The sequence below is a fragment of the Stenotrophomonas mori genome (assembly GCF_023556335.1).
Lineage (GTDB): Bacteria > Pseudomonadota > Gammaproteobacteria > Xanthomonadales > Xanthomonadaceae > Stenotrophomonas > Stenotrophomonas mori.
On the sequence record NZ_JAIKTS010000001.1, the window covers coordinates 149723 to 164601 of the forward strand.

General features: G+C 66.3%; 11 protein-coding genes and 1 pseudogene. 7 read left to right on the plus strand and 5 right to left on the minus strand.

All coding sequences use genetic code 11. From position 1 onward, the window contains the following. Positions 1-2: 2 nt before the first annotated feature. Complete coding sequence (locus K5L01_RS00680; RefSeq protein ID WP_250061010.1) at positions 3-1262, minus strand: type II secretion system F family protein; 1260 nt, start codon at positions 1260-1262, stop codon at positions 3-5. A gap of 432 nt (positions 1263-1694) precedes the next feature. Between K5L01_RS00680 and K5L01_RS14855 the strand changes: the two genes are divergently transcribed. From K5L01_RS14855 to K5L01_RS00715, 7 genes and pseudogenes are all read left to right on the plus strand, one after another. Further along, positions 1695-2060 (plus strand): prepilin-type N-terminal cleavage/methylation domain-containing protein, encoded by a 366-nt coding sequence (locus tag K5L01_RS14855; protein ID WP_272494019.1) that lies wholly within the window; start codon positions 1695-1697, stop codon positions 2058-2060. A 126-nt stretch (positions 2061-2186) separates the two neighbouring features. After that, the gene (locus K5L01_RS00690) at positions 2187-4046 is read left to right on the plus strand and encodes a hypothetical protein (RefSeq protein ID WP_250061012.1); all 1860 of its coding nucleotides are present in this window, start codon (positions 2187-2189) and stop codon (positions 4044-4046) included. A 90-nt stretch (positions 4047-4136) separates the two neighbouring features. Beyond that, positions 4137-4278: pseudogene (locus K5L01_RS14960) on the plus strand (prepilin-type N-terminal cleavage/methylation domain-containing protein); the annotation flags it as partial. 573 nt (positions 4279-4851) lie between these two features. Then, a complete protein-coding gene (locus K5L01_RS00700; RefSeq protein ID WP_272494021.1) occupies positions 4852-6135 on the plus strand; it encodes a lipopolysaccharide biosynthesis protein in 1284 nt (427 codons plus the stop codon). An 18-nt stretch (positions 6136-6153) separates the two neighbouring features. After that, positions 6154-6924 carry an FkbM family methyltransferase gene (locus K5L01_RS00705; protein WP_250061016.1) on the plus strand — a complete coding sequence of 257 codons (771 nt, stop codon included), beginning with the start codon at positions 6154-6156 and terminating at the stop codon, positions 6922-6924. 3 nt (positions 6925-6927) lie between these two features. Beyond that, entirely contained in the window at positions 6928-8295 is a 1368-nt protein-coding gene (gene ispD / locus K5L01_RS00710; RefSeq protein ID WP_250061018.1) for a 2-C-methyl-D-erythritol 4-phosphate cytidylyltransferase, read from the plus strand. Positions 8296-8323: 28 nt separating this feature from the next. Further along, entirely contained in the window at positions 8324-9565 is a 1242-nt protein-coding gene (locus K5L01_RS00715) for a CDP-glycerol glycerophosphotransferase family protein (RefSeq protein ID WP_250061020.1), read from the plus strand. 14 nt (positions 9566-9579) lie between these two features. Here the strand turns inward: K5L01_RS00715 and K5L01_RS00720 are convergent, their stop codons facing one another. The 4 genes from K5L01_RS00720 to K5L01_RS00735 form a co-directional block, all read right to left on the minus strand. Continuing rightward, a complete protein-coding gene (locus K5L01_RS00720; RefSeq protein WP_250061022.1) occupies positions 9580-10404 on the minus strand; it encodes a glycosyltransferase family 4 protein in 825 nt (274 codons plus the stop codon). 466 nt (positions 10405-10870) lie between these two features. After that, entirely contained in the window at positions 10871-11959 is a 1089-nt protein-coding gene (locus tag K5L01_RS00725) for a UDP-N-acetylglucosamine 2-epimerase (protein WP_250061024.1), read from the minus strand. Positions 11960-12212: 253 nt separating this feature from the next. Continuing rightward, positions 12213-13529, minus strand: coding sequence for a glycosyltransferase family 39 protein (locus K5L01_RS00730; protein ID WP_250061027.1), 1317 nt, complete (start codon positions 13527-13529; stop codon positions 12213-12215). Positions 13530-13910: 381 nt separating this feature from the next. Then, complete coding sequence (locus tag K5L01_RS00735; RefSeq protein WP_250063388.1) at positions 13911-14768, minus strand: glycosyltransferase family 2 protein; 858 nt, start codon at positions 14766-14768, stop codon at positions 13911-13913. Positions 14769-14879 lie beyond the last annotated feature (111 nt).

A 14879-nucleotide genomic window follows, 5' to 3' on the forward strand; every position in this document is an offset into this window, starting at 1 on the left:
CTTTATCCGACGATGGAGGCGAGTTTGAAGATGGGCAGGTACATGCCGATGACCATGCCGCCGACGACCACGCCGATGAACACCATGATCAACGGTTCGATCAGGCTGCTCAAGGCGTCCACGGCATTGTTCACTTCCTGTTCGAAGTATTCGGCCACCTTGAACAGCATGGTGTCCAGCGCGCCGGCCTCCTCGCCGATGGCGGTCATCTGCACCACCATGTGCGGGAATACGCTCACCTGCTTCATCGCCATGTTCACCGGGTAGCCCACGGCGACGTCGTCGCGCATGTGCAGCACCGACTCCTCGTAGACCTTGTTGCCGGTGGCCCCGGCGACGATGCCCAGCGCCTCCACCAGCGGCACGCCGGCCTTGAACGTCACCGCGGTGGTGCGGGCGAAGCGGGCGATGGAGCTGTTGTGCATGATCTGGCCGATCACCGGCATCTTCAGGATCAGCCGGTCCATGGTGTGCTGGAGCTTGGGCGACCGCTTGAACGCGGCCATGAAGCCGACGGCCGCGCCGATGGTCACCAGCAGGATCAACCACCACCACCCGACCATGAAGCGCGAGGCGGCCACGATCATCTGCGTGAACACTGGCAGGTCGGCGCCGAAGCTGCTGAAGACCTCTTCGAACTGCGGCACCACGAACACCAGCAGGATGGCGCTGACCAGCAGGGCCACGGCCACGGTCATGGCCGGGTAGAACAGCGCTTTCTTGATCTTGCCCTTCAGCGATTCCAGGTTCTCCTGGTAGTCGGCGATGGTTTCCAGCACGGTTTCCAGCACGCCGGCGCCTTCGCCGGCCCGCACCAGGTTGCGGTACAGCTCGTCGAACTGCACCGGATGCTTGCTGATGGCTTCGTACAGCGAGGCGCCGCCTTCCAGGTCGGCGCGGATCTCGCCGACCAGCTTGGCCATGCGCGGGTTCTTGTGGCCGCTGCCAATGATCTCCAGGGAAGTCACGATCGGCACGCCGGACTTCATCATGGTCGCCATCTGGCGGCTGAAGAAGGCGATGTCCTTGGGTTTGACCGGCTTGCCGGCCGCACCGAACAGCGGCTTGGGCTTGGGCTTCACCACTGTCGGGGTGATGCCGAGCTTGCGCAGCTCGGCGCGCAGCAGGTTGGCGTTGCGGGCATCCTGCTCGCCCTTCATCTTGACCCCGCGCTTGTCGGTCCCCTCCCAGACAAACGCCTGCAGCTGGCTGGTGCCGCGTGCAACGGGTTCTTTGTTCACTGCGCTACGGGTAACGGACATGGTTCATCTCCCCCGTCCAGCCACTCCCCGGGCCGGACAACCCCCGCATGGTAGCGGGTCCGGATCGCCGCGGCATCCGCGGGGCCGGACAGATGCGGCCTGGATCACGCTCGTTCATGCCCGCAACACGGCGGCGGCATCCACGCCGCGCATCGAGTCCCCCGGCCTGTATCCGCCTCGTTGCGCGGGGTTCGGCGGCACCGGGGCAGGAGGGATCACTGGCGGGATGCGTCGCAAAGTGACCCAAAGCGTCAACTTGCAGGCTGCTTCGCAAAATCGTCCGGCGGGGCTTCCCTTCCTGGCCAATGCTGCCATCATGCGCACCGGGGAATGGCGGGTCCGCGTGTCTTGGCACGCAACCTGCTGTTGTTCCATGCCAGGAGGGCGACGGCCCGCCTGTGTTCACAATCCACACCTCTAGGGGATGTACTCATGAAGAAGATGCAGCAGGGCTTCACCCTGATCGAACTGATGATCGTGGTTGCGATCATCGCCATCTTGGCCGCCATCGCGCTGCCGCAGTACCGCAACTACACCCAGCGCTCGTCCAACGGCGCCTGCCTGGCCGAGGCCAAGGCGTACATGAATACTGCTGTGGCAGACATTGCTGATGGGCGTGATGCAACTGGTTACGCGGGTACTGCATGCAATAAGACGCTGGCCAAGGGTGACATCGACGTTGCTCAATACAGCGCTCCGGTCAGCGTTGACTTCCCGGCTCAGCTGAAGGGCAACCAGGGTCTGCTCGAGCGTGCTGTCTGCGATACCGGCAGCGGCGAGTGCTCGCTGAAGAAGTAAGCGTTCTTCAACGAGCGTGTTTCAAGAAACCCGGCTTATCGCCGGGTTTCTTTATTGCGGTGATACGAGAGGCTATCGCAGCAGCGGTGGTCGTTTTCCGTCACCGCCTGTCATTTGCGGAAGCCAATGAAGAAGTCGTCAGCCCTGTTCCTTCCCGTTGCGCTGCTGGTGGCGCTCGTGGCCTCGGCCTGCCTGCTTCCTGGCCTGGGCGGGGGGTTCATTTTCGATGATCGACCCAACATCGAAAAGAACGGGGTGCTGTATCTCGACCGCCTGGATGTGGAAGCGATGCTGTATGCGGCTTACAGCTTCCATGCAGGCAATGGTGCGCGCGCCTTGTCGATGCTCAGCTTCGCACTGGATCATTGGCGTGGGGGCATGGATGCGCGGACATTCAAGTTCACGAATATCTTCATCCATGTCCTCGCGACTCTGGGGGTGGTGCTCTTCCTGAGAAGGTTGCTGATGGCAGTGCCACCCTGCCGGGGCACCGCGGTTGATGCGCGTGCTGGTGCCGTCGCTGTCATGGCGCTTGTGGTGGGCGCGCTTTGGGCATTCCACCCTTTACAGGTGTCCACGGTCTTGTACGTGGTACAGCGCATGCAATCGCTGGTCACGCTGTTCATGGTAATGGCGCTATGGGCTTACCTTGGAATGAGGCAAGCGCAGATCGCCGGGCGGCCATGGCGGAAGTATGGTCTTCTGACGGTGCTGTTCTGGTCATTGGGATTTGCATCCAAGGAAGACGCGGTGCTGCTGCCCTTGTATACGTTTGCAATAGAGTTGACGGTACTTCGGTTCGCCGCTGTGTCGCCGCGGCTGGCCGCTGGCTGGCGCTATGGCTACGGGCTGATGGTCGCGCTCGGGGGCCTGGTGTACCTGCTGGGGGTGGTGCCACACTTCTGGAAGTGGGATGCGTATCCAGGCCGGGACTTTTCCAGCTATGAGCGCCTCCTCACGCAGGGGCGGGTGCTGGTGATGTACCTGGGGCAGATGGTGTTTCCGCTTCCGGGTGCGATGCCCTTCTATTACGACAACCTGCCGGTTTCAAGGGGTTGGTTGCAACCTGCGACGACTTTGCTTGCATGGCTGTTTCTGGGGGGGGTGCTGGTTTGGAGCTGGTGTTGGCGTAAGAAGCGTCCGCTGTTTGCCCTCGGGATTTTATTGTTTTTTGCAGGTCACTTCATTACAAGCAACGTGCTCAACCTGGAATTGGCTTTCGAGCATCGAAACCAGCTTCCGTTGATGGGCGTGTTGCTGGCGCTTGGCGATCTGTATCGAATGGCATGGGAAAGCAAGGCGCCTGACTGGCGGTGGGCTGCCGTCCCGGTCGCTCTCGTAGCAGTTTTCTGGGGGGGCTTGACGGTATCCCGGGCTTACATGTGGGGAGATCCAGTGCGCTTTGCAGAGGGCACGCTGCGACTGGCGCCTGATTCGGAACGGGCCTGGTTGGCGCTCAATGCAGTGTATGTGGACCGCAGCGGTTTCAAGGCCGGAAATCCATGGCTGGACAAGGCGATCGCGACCTGTGAGCAGGGGGCGCTGGCCACGGACTCGGCGGTACTGCAGTCCAACGCGGTGATCTACAAGACCATCCGCGGAGACGTGTCTGCCCAGGATTGGGAGCGGCTGCATGCACGCCTGCCATCCATGGTCATGAACGTGCAGAACAAGGGGATCGCGCTGAACCTGTTGTCCAATGTCGAGCGCGGCATGGCGCTTGATGAGGACGGTGTGGTCGATACCTGGGAGAGCATGCAGGCCCGGACTGAGTTCAGTCCCGGGGTTTACCTGCGGATGGCGAGCTATGTCCACAATCGAACAGAAAGGCCTGAAAGGGCACTCCTGTTTCTTCGTCGAGCAGTGGAATTAACGCCGCCGGGGGATCCCGAAATCCGGAGGTTGTTTGCGCAGTTGGTCGACGTGGGTAGAGAGGATTGGCTGCACGAACTGCAAGTCATCGAACGCGCCAAGCAGAAGCACTGAGACACATGGCAGCAAGCCCTTTCCCGGGTTTTTGGCATGAAATGTGCTTGCCGTGGACTGGGTCGATGGGGAGCCAAACAGGAGAGCGCTATGCCGCGGCATGCCAGGGGTTTTACGTTGATCGAGTTGATGATCGTGGTGGCGATCATTGCCATTCTTGCTGCGATCGCGCTACCACAGTACCGGAACTACACCCAGCGCTCGGCCAACGCTGCCTGCCTGGCAGAGGCGCGAGCCTATATGAGCACCGCCGTGGTTGAACTGGCGGAATACAGTCTGCCGGCGACTTTTCTGCCGAAAGCATGTGACGCGAACACGAGCCTGGCATTGGCGGTTGGCGATTTCGCCTCGCCCAGGGTAGTGACCTTCACTACGCCCTTGAAGGGCAATGCCGACATAAGGCAGCACCCCGAATGCAATACCGGCAGCGCGCAATGTGCGCTTCACTGATGCTGCAAGGTGCCCGGGCGACCTGCCTGGGATGCGGGTGGTGCCGGGCCGCGAGCTGAGAGGGCGGCGTACGCGGTCAGGGTGGGACTGTTTGTGGGGCACTGCTCGTAGGAGCGGTGGTCCATGCCGACAGCGTGGCGTGTGGTGCGCTCGTGTCCCGATGAGGTGGCCGGCGCGGGGGCTGCCCATCCGCTACCATCCAGGGCTTGGACCGGCTTGCCGGATATTCGGCGGTGGCGCCGGCCAGCGACGCTGGTCGCTTCCATTTCCCTCCACATCAGTCGAACGGTAGCTCCGTGTCTCGGCCATTTTCACGGGAAATGCGAACTGCTCCACGCCTCCGGGGGAAGGCGTGATGGCGCTGCGAGGGCTCTGGTCCCGACAGGGGCCCATCGCACGCGGGACGGTGCGGACGTCACTGGTGTTGGGGCTGCGGCTGGTGGTGCAGGCAGGAACCCTGCTGGTCGTGGCCCGCATGCTGGGAGCGGAGCGGTTCGGTGTGTTCGCGGCGTTGGCGGCGCTGGCGGTGGTGACGGGAGCATTGGCCACGGCCGGTACTCACCTGGTCATGCTGGCCGAGGTGTCCAGGGCACCTGAGCGGCGTTGGGCCGTCCTGGCCTATGCATTGCCGACCACGCTGGCCCTTGGGCTTGTCCTGCTGTGGGTCTACCTGGTGCTGTGCAGGTACCTGCTGGGCGTACCGGAAACGGCGCTGCAGGTACCGTTGTTGCTGGGCATCGCCGAACTCGTACTGCAGCCTCTCATCCTGTTGGGGGCGTCGGAGCATCATGCGCTGGGACGCATCGCGCGGTCGCAGATGCTGGTGCTGCTGCCGCTGGTGATGCGGCTGCTGGTCGCCGTGCTTATAGCGATGGTGGCACCGGTACGGGCGCTCGAGGCCTATGCCTGTGGATACCTGCTGGTCACCGCCATCGCCTTGTGGATGGTCCTGCGCTTGCTGCCTGCACCTTGGCCGGCGCTCCGGAGCTGGCGGTTGCCGGGTCGGGCGGAGATGCGTGATGCGTCCGGATTCGCAGCCATCAGCATCACCAAGGCGGCCCCTGGCGAGCTCGACAAGATCCTGGCGGCCCGATTGCTGCTGCCGGGGGCCGTCGGCGTCTATGCCGCTGCGACACGGGTGGTCGCGGCCATCACCCTGCCGGTCACCGCGATGACCACGTCCGCGCTCCCGCGCCTGTTCCGTGGTGACGGTGGTGGCAGGAACGATGAGGGGCGACTGTTGCGCTGGATGTTCCTGGCCGCCATCGGATATAGCCTGCTGCTGGCCGCAGGCGTATGGTTCGCCGCGCCGGTGCTTGGCTGGGCATTTGGCGAACAGTACCTCGGCATCGAACGGATGGTGAAGTGGCTGTGCCTGGCCGTGCCGGGAATGAGCCTGCGGCTGGTGGCAGGAAACGCGCTGATGGCCATCGGCAGGCCCTGGGTACGCGTCGCCTTCGAGTGCATCGGCCTGCTGGTACTGTTGGTGGCCGCTATGGGGATGACAAGACACCTTGGTACGATAGGCATGCCGCTGGCGCTGGCCTGTTCGGAATGGGGAATGGCGATTGCCGGGGGGCTACTGCTGCGTGCTTCACGCAGGCAGGAGAAGCGATCCGTGCCGCACCCCGGCGATTGAATTGCAAGGAATCACCGCATGTTTCTACCCCGGTCGCTGGACATGGCGGTCCAGCGCTTCCTGAAAAGGAAAGGCTATGTACGCACCCGCGCGGAGGACGGTGTCGCGATTGCGAGGCGGGCCCGGCTGCTGGCATCGCAGGGCATCGATCTGGTGCTCGATGTCGGTGCCAATACCGGGCAGTTTGCGCTGCAGATGCGTGGGCTCGGCTATCGCGGACGCATCCACTCGTTCGAGCCCATGCAGGCGGCCTGGGCCCGGCTGTGCACCAGGATGGCCGGCGATCCCCTCTGGAGCGGGACGCAGGCGGCGCTGGGGGAACGGTGCTCGGAGGAGTCGTTGAACGTAGCCAGCAACTCTGTCAGCAGTTCGTTCCTGGAGATGCTGCCTACGCATCTGGCCAATGCGCCGCGCTCGGCCTACCTGCGCGATGAGACGGTGCGGATGTCGCGGCTCGACGATATTTTCCCGGAGCTTGCTTCGGGGATGGAGGGCGTCTGGCTGAAGCTGGATGTACAGGGTTACGAATACAACGTGCTCGAGGGTGGACGCGGCGTACTCCCACGGTGTCGGATCGTGCAGCTCGAAATGTCGTTGGCGCCCCCGTATGCCGGTCAGAGGACATTTCTGGAGCTGTGTTCCTACATGGATGCCGCGGGTTTCGATCCGGTGGGTTTCGAGGCCGGATTCCAGGAGCCGGCGAGTGGCATCCTCCTGCAGGTGGATGGAATCTTCCGCAACCGCAGGTTTGCCGGCGGTGGCGATGATGGCGTGGGCCGGGAGGCATAGGCGATGATCCGTGCAGCTGAAACGCCGGCGGTTGCCATCGTCCTGGCTTCGGGGGCCGGGGAACGCTTCCGTTCGGAGACGCCCAAGCAGTTCCTCAAGCTGGCCGGCCGCCGCGTGCTCGAACACACCCTGCAGGCGTTCGAGCAGCACCCGCGGATCGGCGAAGTCGTGCTGGTGGTGACGCCGGCGTACCGCGACCTGGCGATGGAGCTCGTCCGGCAAGCCGGGTTCCGCAAGGTTGTTAAGGTCGTCAATGGTGGTTCGAGCCGTCAGGAGAGTTCGGCCTCGGGCGTCGCCGCGGTGGTTGACGATGCGACCCGCGTGCTGGTCCACGATGCGGTTCGTCCGCTGCTGGATGCCGCGACGATCGACCGTTGCCTCGACGCGCTGCAGGCGTTCGATGCGGTCGATACCGGAATCCCGTCGCCTGATACCGTCATCCGGGTGGATGCGCAGGGGTGCATCGCGGAGATCCCGGAGCGCGGGATGCTGCGCCTGGGGCAGACGCCGCAGGGCTTCCGTGCAGGCCTGTTGCGGCGGGCGCACGCGCTTGCGGCTGCCGAGCCGGCACTGAAGGTGACCGACGACTGTGGCCTGATCCTTCATTACCGGCTGGCGGCGGTAAAGGTTGTCGAAGGCGATGTCAGCAACATCAAGATCACCTATCCATCCGACATCTACCTTGCCGACCGGTTGTTCCAGTTGCGTGCGCGGCGCTTCCGGAAGCAGGATGCCGTGGCGGGCCTCGGAGGGAAGGTCCTGGTGGTTTTCGGCGGTAGCCGGGGAATCGGTCAGCGTGTGGCCACGCTGGCACGCGATGCGGGGGCGGTTGTGGTCGCGGTGTCGCGCGCCGATGGCGTGGATGTCGCCGATGGCGCCGCAGTGGGCCGGGTGTTGGACGCGGCTGTTGCCGCGCACGGGCGGATCGACGGCGTGGTCAATACCGCCGGGGTGCTCAGGACCGGCCTGCTGGCCGGCCAGCAGGCGGAGGTGGTCGAGGAGCAGATCCGTACCAACGTGCTCGGCAGTGTGGTCGTCGCGCGCGAGGCATTCGAGCGCATGAAGGGGGGCGGTGGCGGGATCGTGCTGTTCGCGTCGAGTTCCTACACGCGGGGGCGGGCGTTCTCGGCGGTGTACTCGGCGACCAAGGCCGCCGTGGTCAACCTCATGCAGGGCCTTGCGCAGGAGTACCTGCCGTTCGGGGTCCGGGTGAATGCCCTCAATCCCGAGCGCACGGCAACGCCGATGCGCTCCGAGAATTTCGGCAATGAGCCGCTCGCTGAGTTGCTGGACGTGGACACGGTCGCGGAGGCCACGCTGGCGGCCCTGGTGTCCGATGCCAGCGGCGAAGTATTCGATGTCCGCAGATAGGCGGGTGCTGCCGGCGGTACGGTTGGCCATGACGGTCATGGTGGCCCTGTCAGGCTGGCTGCTGATCGCGCCGGTCGCGTTCCTGGTGCCGAAGCGCCGCGACTGGGTCGCGGTCATCGGTCGTGAAGGGGGGCGGTTCCTCGACAACAGCAAGTACTTCTTCCTGCAGGCCGCGCAGCAGAACCCGGGCATGCGGCTCGTGTTCGTGACGGAACGGGAGGAGGTCGCGCGGTCGCTCGGGGCGGGAGGGCTGGAGGCCTTGTGCTACCCGGGCTGGAGGGCGATCGGCTTCCTGCTGCGCTGCCGGTGCGTGGTCGTCGATGAAGCCGGGTGGTATGGGCGGTTCAGGGCGTTCCTCCTGATCCGTGCCCGGATCGTCCAGCTCTGGCATGGCGTGGGATTCAAGTGGATCGAGGGCGGATTGTGGGCGAATGAGGCTGGACGCTTCCGCTGGGCATCGGCGGGTTGGGCGCGTCGCCTGCGGTTGATGGCGTACCGGGTCACGCGCAGGCGGATCCGCTATGCGATGGTGGCGACGACTTCGCCGTTCTACCGGGATCGGGTGTTCGCGCCGGCGTTCGAAGCGGCGGATTTTCCGGTGGTAGGGTATCCACGGAATGACTTCGCCCTGTCCCTGGAAGGGACGTTCCTGGACCTGGCCTGGTCGAACGTGGACGCCGGCGTCCGCGCCTGCCTGGCCAATTGGCGCCGCTGCAGTCGGCGGATGGTGCTGGTTGCGCCGACCTTCCGCGGTTCCGGCCGTACGCCGATGGCACTCGACGAGCCGGGTCTGCGGGAGCTGGATGCATTCGCGGAAGCGCATGGCGTCGAATTCGTGTTCAAGTTCCATCCCGCCGACTGCAGCGGTGAGCGCATCGCAGGCAGGCATTTCCATGTCTGTGCACGCCACTCGGACATCTATCCGCTGTTCCCGCATGCCGCTGCGCTGGTCACCGACTATTCCTCCATCGGGATGGACTTCCTCCTGGTGGACAAGCCGGTGCTGTTTCTGTTGCCCGGCGACGATGACTATGCGGAGAATGATCGCAAACTGCAGTTCGATCCGCGCAGCATGATGCCGGGACCCATAGCGGAGTGCTGGAACACGCTGCTTGGTGCGTTGCTGCGGCAATGGGAGACGGATGAACACCTCGCGGACCGTGCAGCCCTCAGGGAGCAGGCGTTCGCTGGCCTGGACCCGTCCATGGCTGTACCGGAACTGCTCGCGCGCATGCGGGAGAAAGGCTGGCTGTCCCATCCGCGGGCATGAGCGCCGGCATCCATTCAGCAGATGGCACGCCGATAGATACCGAGGTGGGCATCCAGCATTGCCGCCATCGAAAAGCGTTCGACGGCCCGCTGGCGTGCCGCTAAGGCCAGGGTTCCATACAGTGAGCTGTCGGCTGCGAGCCTGCGTACCGCACTGACGAAAGCGCCGATGTCATCCGGCGCGCACAACAGCCCGCTCTGGCCTTCCTGCACGACTTCGGGCAGTGATGAATGACGGGTGGCGACGACCGGTAGTCCACACGCCATGGCCTCGGCCGCCACCAGGCCGAAACCTTCGCTGCGGGACGGGAACAGCAGGGCGTCGGCGGACTGCATGGTGGCGGCGACTGCGGCATCGCCGTCAAGGTGCCCGATGTCATGCATGTTCGCCGGCAGGTGCGGCTTGTCCGCTCCGGCGGCCGGTCCCCCGGTGTAGTGCAGTTCGAAACCGTCTCCCAGCGCACGCATGATCGGCCCGAGAAGATCCACCCCCTTGCGCGCACTCCAGCTGCCGACATAGAGCAGCCGGAACGGGCGTCCCGGACGCCGCGGCGGGGTCGCCGGGTGGAAGATCCGGGTGTCCACGCCGTTGGGGATGACCTGCATGGGGAGGTCGATCAGCGTTGCCCGGGCCATGTCCGCCACATAGTGGCTGACCGCGGTGATGCAGGTGGCGCGGCGCAGTGTCCTGCGCTCGTTGGGAGCGATCCAGTGGCGATGATAGAGCCGTCGTGCCATTCCCTTGTGGCGGCTGAGGGCCGGGTCATGCACCGAATGGTGCACGGTTGCGACCACGGGCAGGTGGCGCGGCAGGAAACGGGCATGCATCCAGCTGTTCACATGGACCACGTTGGCCCAGTCCGGTGCGCTGGGAAGCGGTACCGTCCAAGGGGCATATTCCGCCCGCAACGGAAGCCAGGTGATGCCGGCCTGGATGCCCAGCAGTGCCAGGCCTTGGACCAGGCGTTCGGTGAAGACATCGGTTCCGGTGTGGGTGCGTACCGTCGGGAACCAGACCGCTGGGTGGGCGGGGGCCACGTTGCGGCTCATTGCTGGGCGGGCCGCAGGGACCGGGCGGCCTCGGGAAGCGGGCCGTGGCATCCGTGGGGGTGGCGGTGGCGGGGAGCCGTGGGCGCGGGGCTTTGCCGCCGGCTCGGCAACCGGGCCGGTCCCGGGGAGGGCGGAGGGAGCCTCCGCGTGGAGGTACAGTGGCTGCCGCATGAGGACGGGCGGCCGGTGCCGGCCCGCCTGCCTGGCGGCGGCAGGCCGACGGGGAGGCGCGTCCGCGTGCAGGGCAGCGTGGCGCTCATCGTGGCATGGCTTCCAGCGCCTCGATCACCCGTGCCGAGGGCGAATCCTCCGGGATCGCACGCAGCGTCCAGCTGCTGCCCGCGTGTCGGGCGACGAACGCACGGATCGCTTCCGGCTTCAGGTGCGACAGCTCGATGCCATTGTCGAGCCCGTCCAGCCGCTCCGTGGCACGCCTGAGCAGGAGCGTGGGCAGGCCGAGCATCGCGGCCTCTTCCTGGTTGCTGCCGCCGTCGGTCAGGAGGCAGCAGCTGCCGACCAGCAGTTCGATGAAGTCCGGGTAGTCCATCCGCTCCAGCAGCTGCAGCTGCGGGGCGGCCTCGAGGCGGGCGGACCACTGGCTTGCGCGGATGCGCTCGCGCGTCGCGGGATGCAGCACGAAGCGCACGGGCAGCATGCTCGCGGCATGGAGGACTTCGCCCATGAGCAGGTCGAAGTCCTCCTTGCGCCCCAGGTTCTCGGCACGGTGCATCGACACGACGGCGTAGCCGCCCAGGCCGCCCGCCCGGGGCGGTGCCGGCCAGCGGCCGAGCGCCAGTGCGAGGGCATCGCGCAGGGTGTTGCCGCGGGTGTCCACGACGGTGCCGCGCACGCCCGCGAGGTTCGCCGCCGATGCCCGGTCGGGCGCGAGGTGGAGCCGCGCCAGCCGGGAGACGAGCCGGCGGACGATCTCTTCCGGGAAGGGTTCGAGCAGCCGGGTGGAGCGCAGCCCCGCTTCGACGTGGACCACCGGTACGCCGGCCAGGCGCAGGGCAATGGCGCCGAAGAGTGTCGATGCGGTGTCCCCGTGCACAAGGCCGGCGCGTGCTCCGCGCCAGCGGCGCAGGCGCTTGATGGCCTGCCACCAGAAGCTCAGTGTCCATGCGAGGAAACTGCCGTGTGTCGAGGCTTCCGTTCCCGGCACCAGCTGGTCGTCGGGCGCGCGGGTGCCGAATGCGGCCTCGAGGAGATCGAAGGTCTCTGAATGCTGCCCGGTATAGACCAGCTGATAAGCGACGTTGCGGCGGTCCATCTCGCGCAGGAGCGGGGCGGTCTTGATGAACTGCGCCTTGGTGCCGACCAGTACGAGGAAAGGGGTGTCGTTCATCATGTCCGGCGCGGGAAGCGGGGGGCTCTGGAAGACGGAAGGGGGCGGCGCATGGGCGTTCCGCTGCGTGGGCCTGAGAGCAGGTGGTCGCAGCCGGCCGGGACGCGGGGTGAGGATACGTCAGCGGCTTTCGCCCGGGGCGGGCGAGGGCGCCTCCGCCCGGCAAGCGGCGGTGCCGTCCGCGGTGGCGACGCGGTCCCTGCATCGCGGCGAGGGTGCGGGCCGGTGGCCGACGCGGAGAAGCTCGACCTCCTCATCCGGGGCCCGTGTCGCGGGCGGCCGCCCGCCGTGTGCGGAAGGCCTGGCCGAACGCGGCCAGGGTATACGTGGCCAGGAGGAAGATCACGGGCAGGAGCGGGATGTTGTAGCGGGCGATCGGGAAACCCGCCATGTGGATCAGGATGAAGTAGACGCCGGTCGCGCAGGTTGCATGCAGCGCCGCGGCCTGGTGATCGGGGATGTGCTTCCGCCATCGCGTGGTGGGCACGAGCAGCAGCGGCACGAGGAACAGGCCCACCCACAGCCAGTGGCTGGCGCGCATCACGGCCAGCGTCAGTTTGAACAGCGGTTGCTGGTGGTACGGGCTTTCCGGGGTGGGGTAGGTGAATATCCCGTCGATCGCGGCCGGATCGGACCAGGCGAGGAACGCGAGCGGCTTGCCGGCCAGGTACCAGTGCAGATAGGTGGCCGGGGCGTCGCGGATGCGCTTCGCGATGCCCTGTACCGCGGCAGGCATGCTTTCCGACAGCGTCGCGATCTGCGGGTCGAAACGGTAGGGGTAGCCGCGCGACTCGGGTTTGAAGTCGTACATCATGAAGGGGTAGTGGCCATGGACCAGCGCACTTATGGCCAGGGTCTGGTCGGAGGCCTGTCCGGTCGCGACAAGGTTGCGGGTCGCCCATGCCCCTGTCACGAGGACGAAGCCCAGCGTCATCGCGATGGCGTACCGGAGGCGGAAAGCCTTCGGCAGGGTGGGCAGCAGGGCGATCAGGAGGAAGGGCAGGATGTACTGCAGGGTCGGACGGACCAGGGCGGTGGCGGCGAGCAGGACGCCGCCGCTGAACGCCATCCAGGCGCGGTGCCGGTTGGCGCTGAAGATGATCCAGGCAAGGCTGGCCAGCAGCAGGGCGGTGAACAGCGTTTCCGTGAGGAGGTAGGTGCCGGCGGCTATGAGCTTCGGCGACAGCGCGACCAGGAGCGCCGGCAGCAGCGCCAGGCGCCTGGGCACCAGGCGGAGGCCGATCAGGTAGGTGAGGGGGACCATCGCCGTGCCGAGCAGCGCCTGGAGCAGCATGACCCTGCGGATGAAATCCCAGTCCGGGTGCCCGTCGATCAACAGTGAAAGAAGGGCCGGGTACCCCGGGGCCGCGAACGCGTCCGGCCGGGAGGGGCCGGCACCCGCCGGATCGACGAAGGTGTTTTCCTTCGAGTAGGTAGCGAAGTGGTGGAGGTTGTAGGCATAGGCCACGTAGACGGCGGCATCGGCCCGGATCGGTTGCTCGACCCGGGTCTCCAGGGCCGCATCGATCCGGAGCCAGGCGGCGAGCAGGACGATCAGCGCCAGCAGCATGCCGGAGGTGGGGGTGGGGAACCGGCGGGAGCGGGCCGTTGCTGGCGGGAGGGGGACGGCATTCATGGCGAGGGCATCGAAAGACGTTCGGTGCGGCAGGGCAGGGCCGCCCGCTGGCCGGCCCTGCACGGGAGCGGGGGCGCGGTGGGGAGAACGGAGGGCGTGGGTGCCGGATGCCGGTCGCGTACGGAGGCTTCCACCCGGGCCGTGGCGCAGGGCACGCAACCGCAGCAAGGGCCTGCCGGCCACCAGCTCGCCGGACGGGCGGGGGAGCCGGGCCTCGGCCGCCAACGATGCGGTGTCGGGCGCCGTGCCCGCGCTGTCATGGCCCTGGGGCCCGAGGCGCGTGGCGGCTGGGCGTTCCTGCGGAACCCGGGCATGTCAGTTGTCGCGCCGGTAGGTCAGATTGGTGATCTGCTCGGAAATCAGCCCGATCAGGAAGATGATCACCGCAGCGCTGAACAGCAGGGTGCTCATGTTGGTCAGCCGGTGCATGGTGGCGAAGGTGTAGCCGTAGTAGCCCAGGCCGGTGAGGAAGAAGGCCGCGGCAATGGGCGCGAACAGCTTCAGCGGCGAGTACAGGGTGGCGATCTTGAAGATGATCAGCAGGAAGCGGATGCCATCCTTGAGCGGGCGGATGTGGCTGCCGTTGCCGATGCGCTTGGCGACCGGGATCGGGACATAGGCCACGGGGTAGGCACTGCGGAAGAACGCCATGGTGCTGGTGGTGGGGTAGCTGAACCCGTTGGGCAGCAGGTGCAGGAACTCGCGGAAGCGCTTGGCACGCACCGCGCGGAAGCCGGAGGTGAGGTCGTCGATGCGGTGGCCGGTCATGTGGCTGGCCAGGCGGTTGTAGAGGCCGTTGGCCAGGCCGCGGTGCAGGTTGGCCTGGCCGCTGCGGTCGCGGGCGCCGACCACCATGTCGTAGCCCTCCTCCAGCTTGGCCAGCAGCGCGGCGATGTGCTGCGCACTGTGCTGGCCGTCGGCGTCCATGAACACCAGGATGTCGCCGCCGGCGGCGCGGGCGCCGCGCTTGATCGCCGCGCCGTTGCCCATCGAGTACGGATTGCCGACCACCTGTGCACCATGGTGGGCGGCGATGGCGGCCGTGGCGTCGGTGGAGCCGTCGTCGACGACGATGATCTCCGCCTGCGGCCAGGCCTGCCGCAGTGCCGGCAGAGTGCGCTGCAGGCCCTCGGCCTCGTTCTTGGCCGGCAGGATGATGCTCAGTGACTGCACGATGGTGGTTCCGTTGTTCTCCCCGGGGTACATGGTAGCGGGCTTGGCCATCGAGGGGACCGGGGAGGCCCTGGGCCCGGCATCCGCCGCGCCGGCCGGGGCCGTACCCGG

Excerpts from the sequence above, each read along its gene's own strand:
- K5L01_RS00715 (WP_250061020.1), top strand. The coding sequence starts at position 8,324 with ATGACGGTCATGGTGGCCCTGTCAGGCTGGCTGCTGATCGCGCCGGTC.
- K5L01_RS00680 (WP_250061010.1), bottom strand. The coding sequence starts at position 1,262 with ATGTCCGTTACCCGTAGCGCAGTGAACAAAGAACCCGTTGCACGCGGC.
- K5L01_RS14855 (WP_272494019.1), top strand. The coding sequence starts at position 1,695 with ATGAAGAAGATGCAGCAGGGCTTCACCCTGATCGAACTGATGATCGTG.
- K5L01_RS00725 (WP_250061024.1), bottom strand. The coding sequence starts at position 11,959 with ATGAACGACACCCCTTTCCTCGTACTGGTCGGCACCAAGGCGCAGTTC.
- K5L01_RS00705 (WP_250061016.1), top strand. The coding sequence starts at position 6,154 with ATGTTTCTACCCCGGTCGCTGGACATGGCGGTCCAGCGCTTCCTGAAA.
- K5L01_RS00690 (WP_250061012.1), top strand. The coding sequence starts at position 2,187 with ATGAAGAAGTCGTCAGCCCTGTTCCTTCCCGTTGCGCTGCTGGTGGCG.
- K5L01_RS00700 (WP_272494021.1), top strand. The coding sequence starts at position 4,852 with ATGGCGCTGCGAGGGCTCTGGTCCCGACAGGGGCCCATCGCACGCGGG.
- ispD (WP_250061018.1), top strand. The coding sequence starts at position 6,928 with ATGATCCGTGCAGCTGAAACGCCGGCGGTTGCCATCGTCCTGGCTTCG.
- K5L01_RS00730 (WP_250061027.1), bottom strand. The coding sequence starts at position 13,529 with ATGCTGCTGGCGCTGATCGTCCTGCTCGCCGCCTGGCTCCGGATCGAT.